Raw genomic sequence first — 10,834 nt, 5'->3', positions numbered from 1 at the left:
GGCTGCTCTCGTTGCACGGGATTGTCATCACAAGATCGCATCGACCTGACGCACATCATCCCAGCTCACGAAGCAAATGGCGGCTGCCGTACTAGCGGTGAAATCGGTGACACGCCGACCGACCCGACCATTAAGAGCTCAAAGCCTCACCCAAACGACGTCGTAAAGAATGGCCTGCTGAGCGGGTCGTCAGGTCCGCACTACATCCAGACAACCAATCCGGACATGGGCGACCACACTCCCGCTCGACATGCGACTTCAAACGCACAGATGTGTTTCAATTCACAAAACAACGACCAAAACTACGGTTACCGACTCTACCTAAACAGGACAGGACAGTACGCCTGGGCAAGCTCTGTCTACTATGGACCAAAGTCAGGAACATGTAGCCCCTGGAAGAACTTTAACGACGACTTCGCAGGGCTACTTCAGCAATTCAGTTCTCCTCGCCTAGTCTGGTCCGATGTTTGGCTATACTGGAACTAATAATACCTGACCCCCTTAGCCCCCAAAATGCGGCTACGGGGGTTCCACATTATACTTTGGAGCCAACTATCAGCTCACTTCGTCTTACTAGCCTAGTTTTAGCTGCGCTCGTGGCTCTATCAGCATGTACGCAAACCGGCCCTAACGCTCAAACGGCCAACTCTAAGAAGACACCCGAAACCGCAGCGTCGAGGCCTGAGCCCGTACTTAAAGGTATCCGAGAAAACATCGGAAAGCGGCCAACCAGCCTTGCCGAGGTCAGGACTCTTGGATCCGCCACCGCTGACGGCAATCGCTGGTCGCTAGTTGCCTTCCGTGACGGCAACGGAGTCTTCTGCATCGCTGTCGATTCATCTCATCGGCAAGGGACGCCTGCTTGCGACATTGAATTGCCTAAAGCTCACCCCATCAATATGGCAATGGAGGTCACGGACGGCAAGAAAACTCTTCTCTACGGTGGAGTTAGAGACGAAGTACGCGAGCTCTATCTTTCCGACGCGTCTGGCTCTCACCGACAACGCACGTACACATACCCGACCCAACCAAATAGATGGTTTTTTATCCTCATTAACCGTCTTCCGATCAAGAATATATCTGCAGTACTGTCCGACGGACGCTCCTATTCAGTGCAGCCTGAAATAGTGAAGGCCGCTAATGCGGCGGCAAAAGGGCAAGCTCCACCTACGTCCAGCAATCCCCCCACCCCTATTGGCCCTAAATCTCAGTGATCCACTCCTTATAGAAATAATTGCTTCAGTTCTGAGCAAGGAACGGCGCGTTGCTGATCGCGTACTAACCTCGATCTTTCGTGCGCCCAGCAGAACGGGAGGTGAAGCCGTGACGTAGCGGCTGATCTTTCTGTTCGTAAGTTCGTCGTCACCTGCCGGTGGAAGTCCGGTCCGGGTAGCTGCCAGGAGGCCCGGTAGCAGGTTGGCGGCTTCGTCTGGAAACGGGCAGGGTCGAAGCCCAGCGTCAAAAGCCCTGTGAGGGGGAGCGACGATGCGGTCCGTAGCATGAAGCGAAGCCTGCGGCGTCGTCAGGGTTGCGTCCATGGAGGTGGTGTACGAGTTTTCGCTGGTGACAGGCGTGGCGCCGTGAAATGAAGACGGCCACCGCGTGATCCTTCGAGTGCGAAGTTCAAGATCGAAGGAGAAGAAGGCGACGGCCGTGAACAACAGTGTGAACCCCGCTGCCTGGCCGGTGGAGCAGATCGAGCACCAAGACCCGGATCTGTTGCGCTCCATGGTGAAGACCATGGCCGAGACGTTGATGTCGGCCGAGGCCGACAGTGTGTGCGGCGCCGAGTACGGCACGCGCAGCGACGAGCGCACCAACAGGCGCAACGGCTATCGCGTCCGCGACTGGGACACCCGGGCCGACCGTGTCGACCGCGTTCACTGAGCACGCCCCAGGGCTATCCCGAATGAGGATCCGTACCAGCCGAGACGAACCGGAGCGCGGTGAGCAGAACTAAGCCGCGAGCCGCTTGAACACCTTCTCGAAGCGGTCCAGCGTCTCGTCGTCGACCTGCTCGAAGAACACATCCCGGTCGCGGGTGAGCTGGTGTGCGGGCCCGACGTGGTCGAAGTCCCGGGAGCGTTCCTGCTGCTCGCGGGCGATCCCAATGCGCATGAGGATCGGAGTGGGCTTCTGCGTGGTGATCAGGTCTGACTCGTTGAGGGTGCCGTCCAAGGACCTGTTATAGAGCCAGAGGTAGTCCTTGGTGGAGAACAGGTCCTCGATGTCAGCGGTCTCAGGGAGTCCTTCGAGCTGGCCGATGACGGTGATGTGGGAGGCGTCAACGTTGGCAGCCTGCGCGGCGCTGAGGACCTTGGCGGTCACCTTGGTGGTCTCTGCCCCGTCGATCAGCGCGCGGACGGTCAAGCGTCGTCCCATGACGGCGACGAAGGCTGGCATGTTGCCGATGCCGCCGACCGGGATGATGGCTAGGCGGGGGTCGAGACCGATGCGCCCCTGACTGATCAGATAGTCGGACATGCGCATGAGAAAAATGAAGTCGCTGCTGCCTTCCACGGCCAGCAGCGGGCCGGCTCCGAGGAAAAGGTGCTGCGCGACGGAGTAGCCGAGGGCGGCTTCAACCGGAAGGATCGTCTTGGGATCGGCGGACAAGCTCACCGGGGTGATGACGACTCCGAGACTGGCGTCTTTCCTGGTCGCCTGGTCGTGGATGGCGCGCATGGTCTCATACCGGGTGGGGTCAATCATGTGCTGGGAGTGAGTCGTGTAGAAAACCTGCTGCTTGGTGCCCAGCTCTCCGTAGATATAGCGCAGGAAGTCGCCCTGGGCCTCGCCGTGCAGGCTGGTGCCGGGCTCGTCCAACAAGACCACGACCCGCTCGTTCTTGTCGCGGTAGGCGCTGAACGCAGCAAGGAAGGAGAAGAACCACTGGAAGCCGGTGGAGCGGGTGGAGAAGTTGGTCTCCACATCACCGTGCCGTTCATCGCGCAGCTCGATCTTGAGGATGCGATGGTGGGGCTGAGGCTGATCGGTCTGAGGATCCGGCGGCGTGGGTACCAAGTCGGTGTCGAAGACGACCTTCAGCGCATCGTTTTGCTTCCAGTACTGGAAGACCTGCTCGCTCAGGTCCAGGCTCGCCGCCTGGAGCTCGGCCTTGCGGCTGTCGTAGTCGTCATCCAGGAAGTCCTCCGGGCCTTCGCCCGCGAGACGGAGCAGGGACAGCATGGTGCTGTCGCCACGGCGGAGCGTCCGGTTCTTCTTTCGGTCGGCGAGCGCATTCAAGTTGCACTCTCCAGGCAGCATCTCGTAGGTCGAGAAGTAGAAGAACCGCGGCAGCAGGCTCACCAGGGCCGCGTGCTGTTCAACGTCCAGTTCCTTTTCGAGGAACAGGACGTACTTGTTAAGCTCGGTCGGCACCCTGTCAAGGACCTTCGCTCGGGCGGACTTGTTGTCCGCCTTCACCTCCTTGGCACGCGCCTTCGCCGCCGCGGCGATCTCCGCGATGGACCGGCCATCTTCCAGGATTGCCCGGTCGTCGCCGTCGTCGATGCCGGTCTCCTCGATGACCTGCTCCAGCACGCTGTTCAGGTCGCAGAAGATGCGGACCTTGAGCTCAGCGCCGTACGTGCGAGCGGCTTCCACGAGGGTCCCAGCCGGAGGGCGCACCCCAAGGACGCCCTCCAGTTCGTCGAGGTCCGTCTCCTCCAAGGAGAATGTGGCCTTGACCGGTGCGACCTCGTCCAGGTCCTTGGACCGTCTGTCCCGCGAGAGATGGCGCCGAGGGTAATCCGTGGTGACGTTGAAGTCGTCCGGGTTATTCGCCGGGTTCAGCCGATGCAGCGCCTTGAGGATCGTCGTCTTCCCCGACTCATTTTTGCCGATCAAGCACGTCACGGCAGGATCCACCGCCATGACCTGCTGGTTCGTGAAGTTCCGGAACTTATCGATCTCCACCGACAGCACCAGCATTGGTGCTCCCTCCCGGGCCACGTTGCCCTGGTCGTTTCAACATCCGGCCTGAGATCGCGCTCAGGACGGACCTTTCGAGCCGCTCGCCGTTGGCTTATGGTCCGCAATTATGGAGGGTGGGACTGACAATGACCGGCGCTGTTCTCCGCCGGTCTTCCGGCTGCCAGGAACAACGCCGCCGAGCCGGTGCTGACGGCGTCGCTGAAACCACCGCTGCACGCTTGAGCTCACTTAGTCGGTGTCGTTCAACGCGGCCGAGAGTTTTCCCGTACGTAGCTCCCGCTGTTCGACCCACCCCTTTCCCTCGGCAGCGATTCCTTCCAGAACGTGGAGGGTGTGGGGAAGGCCTGCGGCGTCCAGTGACACCTCAGACACCGCGCCGGGGCTCTCGCCCTGCTGTAGCTCCTCAAACCCCGAACTCACCTCGACACTGATCTCATCGCCGTTGACGAGCGTGAGCTGGAAGGTGCGTTCGCCGTTGTCCGACTGGCTGACCCGTACGGAGGCAACCGCTTCGAAGCGGTAGTTGAGCCGCTGCCGGTCATGGAAGGTGCCCTTCAAGAAGTCGAGCGTAACGGTGAGCTGGCGCACCCCTTCCTGGGTGATGAGGAATACCAGGAGTTGGTACTTCTTGTAGCGCCACGGGCCCCTACGTAGTCGTGCGCGTTCGCTCGACCGAGCGGGAGCCTCGATGAAGGCGTGCGCGATGACACCACTCATGGTCAGCCTGTAGTGCCGCAACGCCTCCTCAAGGAGCACTCTCCGGTCGCAGTCCAGCCAGGTGGCCATCTCCTCGTCACGGGGCTTGTCCGCCATTTTCGCGCGCCACCGGGCTAGGGCATCCATGTCGGTTTCCCAGATCCAGTCGCTTTCAGCCTGGTCTGCGGCATACCGACGGCGCTCCAGAACGATGTGCAGCCACGCGCGGGCGCCGATCCACCCGGAGATCAGCAGGAGGAGAGTCGTGCCGATCGCCGGCAGAGGCTCGACCTGCACGGTGCCGACCGCGACCCACCCGCCTCCACTCGCGAGGGTGAGGAGTCCGAGTATCGCCAGAGCCTTCGTCCGCCCGGGGGTGGCGAGTTCCGCGCGGTAGCTCCACAGCGTACCTTTCCCGCGGCGGGTGCTGGCATCGCCTGCGCGATGCCGAAGAAGCCAGGCGATCTTCTCGACTCCGACCCGTGTCCCGTAGACCGCTGCGACCTCGTCGCGCAGGCTTCGACGGATTCCCTCTGTTTCAGCCAGCCAATTGTCACGATCCACACTCAGTGGAAGGTATCTGGCGAAATAGTAATTGATCCGGTTCTCGACCCTTTTCGCGAAGCTACCGCTCCCGGCCTTGGTCTTGGGCCCCAAGTACTCCCTGTCTTTGGCGCGGCGGCGTACGACGCGGGAGCGCCAGTCCACGGCATTCCGTACGCCGACATAGGCGCCGGCGATGCCCAGCACGTAGGCGGGCATCAGGAGAAAGCGACCGCTCTGCACGATCAGGTAGCCGAGGTGGACCGCCGCCATGATCAGTACAGCCGTCGCCGTCATGGCTTGGGCCCAGATTCCCAGAGGTGTGTCGGGTGGCTCCGGGGCGCGGGGCAAAGGCTCCGCCGGTGCCGGATGAAAAAACTTCCAGATCCGATCCTTCCGTCCCTCGGCCATCTGATCCGACTTGGCCTTCGTCAGCGCGCGGTGCCACAGGTGATCCTCGATCGGGCCGTCGAGGTACAGTTCCAAGTGCTCCACGATCAGGCCACGTTGCGGTTCTCGGAGCGCGTCGAGGTCTTTGACCACGACACGGATGTCCTCCTCAGTCTTACCCGCCGACTCCAGGAGGCGGCCAATGATGTGTACGCCGTCTCGCCACGGATCCTCGCCCGCCAGCCGCATGATGGCGTGCCGGTCTCGTAGCTGGGCGGTCTCATCCCTGCTCAGCTCGTGCCGCGTCCGGCCGCTCACCATGGCGAGCAACCAGTAGAAGTAGACCTCATTGGTGGCGTAGCCGACCATGGCCTCGCTGATGAGTTGCCGGGCCGGCCCCGGCATCCGGCCTCTCAGGAAGAAGACACCCTTGCGGAACTTGGTCTCGGGCGAGTCCTGCGGTGTCGTCTCGTAGACGTTGACGTTGTGCACAGTCCCCGCCTGCACTCCGACGTAGGAGGAGTCTGTGGCCACATTGTCGCCGCGGTGCCCTGGCTCTGTCATGACAGGCTCTGGGCTAGGGCGATGATGACGGTCAGCTCCGCTGCCAGGTCGGCCACGTCGCAGACGAGCCCGCGCAGCTTTTTGAGCACCAGTGTCAGCGTGTTCTTCCGATCCGGCGTCTCCGTCTCCAGCGCCTGGTCGGCCGCGACGAGCTCCGCCTCCGCCGCCTTGTAGGTCGCCTCGTCCAGACGTCCTGCCGCCCATGCCTGCTGCAGCCTGTTACGGAAGCCGACCAGCGCTTCGGGCAGGTCCGCCGGCCGGGACACCTCAGGGGTGATCCAGACACCGCCGTGCACAGTGCCTGCCTGCACTCCCACACGGGCGTTTCCCGTCGCGATGTTCTTGGTCGTCTCGGGCATGGCGGAGCTCCTTGTCGTGGGCGCTTCGGTGGACAGCTCTTCGGCCAGGGCCGCGGCGAACGTGGCCGCGTTGGCGACAGCTCGCTGTTGCCACTGGTCGCGGTCTGTGGCTTCCTTGGTGCCGTCGGCCCGGTCGCTGATTCCCCGGATTACGACTATGGGCAGCGCCCGGTTCAGGTGCCCGGCCTGGGCCACGCCGGCGCCTTCCATCTCGATCGCCCGTGCGTCGTTGTAGTTGTCGCGAATCCAGCGGGCATGCGCGGAAAGGCTGGAGTTCAGGACCACCTCCCCAGCGGCGATCGGCCCGAAGTGCACATTCGGACGGGGGTCGAGATCTTTGGCCCAGAAGCCACTGCGGTGCAGGTGACGGGCGATCTGGTCGGCGGCATGCGAGGTTTCCCAGACGCGGGGGCGGCTCTTGAAGCCGTCGTCCTCGCTGGTACCACCATGGAAGGCATAGATGTGCGTGGCCACCACCACATCTCCGAGGGCGATGTCTGTGTGCAGCGCGCCGGCCACCCCCACGAAGAGGAGTGCGGCCGGTTGGAACTCGGAAATGGCGCGTTCGGCCAGCACCGCCGCGGAATGGTTGCCCTTGCCGACGTGAGCCAGGGCCACGTGGCACCGCCCATCCGCCAGCCGGCCCACCTCGAAGCGGGTGCCTTGCGGGTGCCGGTGCAGACGCAGGCCGACCAGCTTCGCCTGGATCGCCTGGTATTCCAGGTCTAGTGCGGTGAGGATCACGACTGGGCTCATTACGCCGGTTCCTTTCCGTTCGGCGAATCGGCGGGACGGATCATCGGGGGGTACAGGACCTCGCGGGGGTCGGCCCTGAACAGCCGGGCCGGTCGGCCGGTCGCCGCCTTCCGCGCCGAACCGGCCGGAATGATGAATCCATCGGTCTTTTTGATCTTGCGGTAGAAATTCCGGGGATCGAGCGGCATCCCCCACACCACCTCGTACACGTCCTGGAGATCAGTGATCGTAAAGGTCGGCCCGCAGAAGGCCGTGGCGAGTGCGGAGTGCTCAAGCTTGACGCGGGCGCGCTCGACGCCGTCCGTGACGATACGCCGATGATCGAAGGCGAGGTCCAGTTCACCGGAGAGCACCCGGTCGGTGGGCTGCCAGCCGGCGTTGGCGGCGTCTGTCCCGGCGGTCGGCTCAGGCAGCCGGGGGGCGATGGCCAAGAAGGCAACGCTCACCACCCGGCCGCGGGGGTCGCGATCAGGGGCGTCGTAGACGCCGAGCTGCTCCAGCCGAAGTGTCTCGACGTCCAAGTCGGCCTCCTCCGCCAGTTCACGGTGAGCCGCGGCGACAAGACTCTCTCCCGAGTGCTGCAGAAACCCGCCCGGCAACGCCTGGGCGCCCTTGTACGGGTCAATGCCGCGCTCGACGAGCAGCACGTGCAGGCGCGATTCGCGCAAGGTGAGGATCACCAGGTCAACGGCGAGCAAGATGGCGGGGGGCTCCCACCGGTCGTCGATCACGGCTCGACTCTAGGTTTTTGTCAGTCCGACAAAAAGTAGCGCCACGGTTAGCTTCAGCCATCCACAGTGATACGGGAGGCTGCTGCACCTCTCCAATGGTTCATGAGGCCGCCTGCTCCATGTCGACTCGTGCAGCCGTGCGCAAGACCCCCTCAACGCCGTCAGCCGGCAGGGCCTGGAAGTCGCGCGCCTCGAAGCCTTCTGCTCGTTCCCGCGGCCGTGGTAGGGATGAGCCGATGCAGCGGCCAGGTGCGCCGGCCACGCTTGAGGCGGATCAGTACGGCGGCAGACACCCGCCCCGGCCCCCTGCCCGATACCGTCACCATCGGCGCGCATCCCCGGCGAGCCCAGGTGCGCGCCTTGAGCGAGCGCAGGCCCTGGCCGGACCCATCGGCGAAGATCAGCTCCGCTCCACGAGCGGATGGAGAGGCTCTCCCCGGAGGAGCTCGTGACAGACGGATTTCCGGATAGGCGAACTCCTCGGACGGGCGAACTCCCGGGTGGGCGGATTTCTGGGTGGGCGGATTTCTGGGTGGGCGGATTTCTGGGTGGGCGGAACTTCTCCGTAAGGAGGGACCGCGAGGCCGGGGGTACGGCGCGGCCGGAAGAAGTGTCGTACCCCGTCGGCATGATGAAGCACAGGTGACGAGGACCAATGGGGAAACGGGGAGAGGTTCATGGCGGCGAGGTTCCAGCTGACGTTCGACTGTGCCGACCCCGACCGTCAGGCCCGCTTCTGGGCCGAGGCGCTCGGCTACCGGCTCGAAGATCCGCCGGCCGGTTTCGACGACTGGGACGCCTACTGGCGTAGCGTGGGCGTGCCGGAGGAGGAGCTGGGCGTCGGGGTCGACTCCATTGTCGACCCGGACGGCACGGGCCCGCGGATCTGGTTCCAGAAGGTGTCCGAGGGCAAGGCTGTCAAGAACCGGATCCATGTGGACCTGCACGCGAGCGGTGGCCGGGACTTCCCGCTGGAGACCCGCAAGGAGCGGGTCGACGCCGAGGTGGCCCGGCTCGTCGCCCTCGGCGCGACCAGGCGGCGCACGCTCACGGAGCCGGGAGTGGACCATTACGCGGTGGCGATGAGCGATCCGGAAGGCAACGAGTTCGACGTCGTCAACTGACCTCGGGTCCGGCTCCCCTTGGGTCTTTCCGCTCGCTCTCCGCTCCCCCGGTTCGGTGCCGGGGCGCCGTGGGGTAACCGGCGGGACGTCGATGGAATGTCGGCGGGGCGGCTGACAGGGCGTCGGCCGTTCACCGGCAGGGGACCGGGCCGGTGGGGCGGTCGTGGCTCCGCGGATCGGCCCCGCGCCGGGGACACGCGCGGGCGCCCGGCAGTGGATGGAGATCCGGCTCGGATTGCCCCTCGCTCCGGGGACACGCGCGGGCGCCCGGATTCACCGGCATCGGGGGCGTGGCGCGACCCCTGGCATGAGTAACCTGCGGGGCACTGAGGGTACGGTCGGTTCATGGCTCACCGCAGCATGCCGCACGATGCCGCCTCCTGGGCATGCCCCCATGGGCAGGATGCCCGCCGGGGTTGCGTGGCGTGCTACCAGGAATCGGTCGATCCTCATCCGGCCTATCAGGAATCGGTCGGGCCCGATCCGGCGCTGCCGTTCTGGGAGGTCGTCGCGTGGTTCACCAGCGACCGGCCGATCCCCATCAGGACCCTTCAGGACGTTCACCACCACGGCCGCCGCTTCGCGCTCGACCAGCCGTCCGCCCCGCTGGTCTATCTCCTGACCGGGCAGGCGCGTGCCCGTGACGGAGTGCAGGCCGTCGCCAGCGTGGTCGGGTTTCTTCTGCACAATCGGCATGTGGTGGCCGATTTCACCGTGACCGAGACCCGGGCCAGGCCCCGGGCGCCGATCGGGACGGGCAAGGCCCGCCAGACGGACGTGTGGCTTCAGGAGCGGCGGGGCGGCTGACGGGCGCCCCTGCCCCACCCCGTACCGCCCCTGCCCCGCACCGCTCTGCGCCGATCCGCGCCGCGCCGCGAACGGCCTCACCGATCTCCGGCGGGATCCGCCGGTCCGCGATCGCGGACCGGCGGGGCGGGGCCGTACGGGGCTCCTATGGATGTCAGGCGTCGACCCGGTCGCACAGCATCTGTGGCAGCACCTGTTTGCAGGTGTCGCACGACGGGACGATCGATCCGGTCGACCAGGCGCGGCTGTACTTCTCCGCGGCGTAGTCGCGCCAGAACAGCTCGCTGAGGTCGATGGCCTCGACCTTCTTCCCGGCGTCACGGGCGTCGCGGAAAATCTGGTTGAGAATCTTCTGCGCCGCGCACGACCCGATCGGGTAGTCCATGTTGTTGCCCTGGGCGGTGCTGGTCGGCACGAACGTCTTTCCCCTGACGTCGACCATGGCGTCCGGGTCCTCAAGCGCGTTCACGGCGCCGACGATGACGAGCCCGGTGGGGAGCTGCCCGCGTTTGATGAAGGGAAGGACGACTCTGGCCCCGGGCCCGGAGAGCGTCGCGTACTGCTTTTCCTGCGATCCTATGGTCGCGACGGCGACGCCCATCATGCTGGTCGCGATGACTCCGCCGCCGGGGCCGCTGGCGAGGCGCAGGTACGCCTCACGCAGGTTGTCGTCGAGCAGCGTCTCCTTGTTGTAGTTGTTGAGCGTCGGCAGAAAGTTATCGAAAAGCAGTTTCCTGCTTTTTTCGCCGGACCTGATGACGCTGATCCCGTGCTTGTCGAGCGAACCTTGGCAACGCGGGCACGTGGAATCGATGACATTGTTACTACCGCCGTACAAAATGGCTTTTTCGTCCCTTTTCACGGTATGGCCCTTCCGTTCAAAGTAAATACGTCGCCCCGGCTTTCATGAGCACCTCATGGTAAAACG

At 64.3% G+C, this 10,834-nt stretch carries 7 protein-coding genes and 1 pseudogene; 3 read left to right on the top strand and 5 right to left on the bottom strand.

Features of this window, described 5'->3' with window-relative positions:
• Positions 1-1,653: 1,653 nt before the first annotated feature.
• A pseudogene (locus ABZ194_RS16715) lies at positions 1,654-1,875 on the top strand (transposase); the annotation flags it as partial.
• An 81-nt stretch (positions 1,876-1,956) separates the two neighbouring features.
• Here ABZ194_RS16715 and ABZ194_RS16710 read toward each other — a convergent pair.
• From ABZ194_RS16710 to ABZ194_RS16695, 4 genes are all read right to left on the bottom strand, one after another.
• A complete protein-coding gene (locus ABZ194_RS16710) occupies positions 1,957-3,933 on the bottom strand; it encodes an AAA family ATPase (protein ID WP_355596988.1) in 1,977 nt (658 codons plus the stop codon).
• 231 nt (positions 3,934-4,164) lie between these two features.
• Positions 4,165-6,057: a hypothetical protein gene (locus tag ABZ194_RS16705; RefSeq protein ID WP_355596986.1), complete on the bottom strand. Its 1,893-nt coding sequence runs from the start codon at positions 6,055-6,057 to the stop codon at positions 4,165-4,167.
• A gap of 68 nt (positions 6,058-6,125) precedes the next feature.
• A complete protein-coding gene (locus ABZ194_RS16700) occupies positions 6,126-7,232 on the bottom strand; it encodes a 5'-methylthioadenosine/S-adenosylhomocysteine nucleosidase (RefSeq protein WP_355596984.1) in 1,107 nt (368 codons plus the stop codon).
• 11 nt (positions 7,233-7,243) lie between these two features.
• The gene (locus ABZ194_RS16695) at positions 7,244-7,975 is read right to left on the bottom strand and encodes an NUDIX domain-containing protein (protein WP_355596982.1); all 732 of its coding nucleotides are present in this window, start codon (positions 7,973-7,975) and stop codon (positions 7,244-7,246) included.
• Positions 7,976-8,652: 677 nt separating this feature from the next.
• Here ABZ194_RS16695 and ABZ194_RS16690 point away from each other — a divergent pair.
• Together ABZ194_RS16690 and ABZ194_RS16685 are read left to right on the top strand one after the other, a co-directional pair.
• Positions 8,653-9,099, top strand: a complete 447-nt coding sequence (locus ABZ194_RS16690; protein WP_355596980.1) for a VOC family protein — start codon at positions 8,653-8,655, stop codon at positions 9,097-9,099.
• A 345-nt stretch (positions 9,100-9,444) separates the two neighbouring features.
• The gene (locus ABZ194_RS16685) at positions 9,445-9,906 is read left to right on the top strand and encodes a hypothetical protein (RefSeq protein ID WP_355596978.1); all 462 of its coding nucleotides are present in this window, start codon (positions 9,445-9,447) and stop codon (positions 9,904-9,906) included.
• Positions 9,907-10,060: 154 nt separating this feature from the next.
• Here ABZ194_RS16685 and ABZ194_RS16680 read toward each other — a convergent pair whose 3' ends face one another.
• Positions 10,061-10,768, bottom strand: coding sequence for a hypothetical protein (locus ABZ194_RS16680; protein WP_355596976.1), 708 nt, complete (start codon positions 10,766-10,768; stop codon positions 10,061-10,063).
• Positions 10,769-10,834: the final 66 nt, after the last annotated feature.

Origin of the sequence: Streptosporangium sp. NPDC006007 (assembly GCF_040614315.1) — a bacterium.
GTDB lineage: Bacteria > Actinomycetota > Actinomycetes > Streptosporangiales > Streptosporangiaceae > Streptosporangium.
This window is presented reverse-complemented; position numbering and strand designations above follow the sequence as displayed.

What these genes read in the sequence shown, in the direction of transcription:
- ABZ194_RS16710 (WP_355596988.1), bottom strand. Translation starts at nt 3,933, where the DNA reads ATGCTGGTGCTGTCGGTGGAGATCGATAAGTTCCGGAACTTCACGAAC.
- ABZ194_RS16690 (WP_355596980.1), top strand. Translation starts at nt 8,653, where the DNA reads ATGGCGGCGAGGTTCCAGCTGACGTTCGACTGTGCCGACCCCGACCGT.
- ABZ194_RS16685 (WP_355596978.1), top strand. Translation starts at nt 9,445, where the DNA reads ATGGCTCACCGCAGCATGCCGCACGATGCCGCCTCCTGGGCATGCCCC.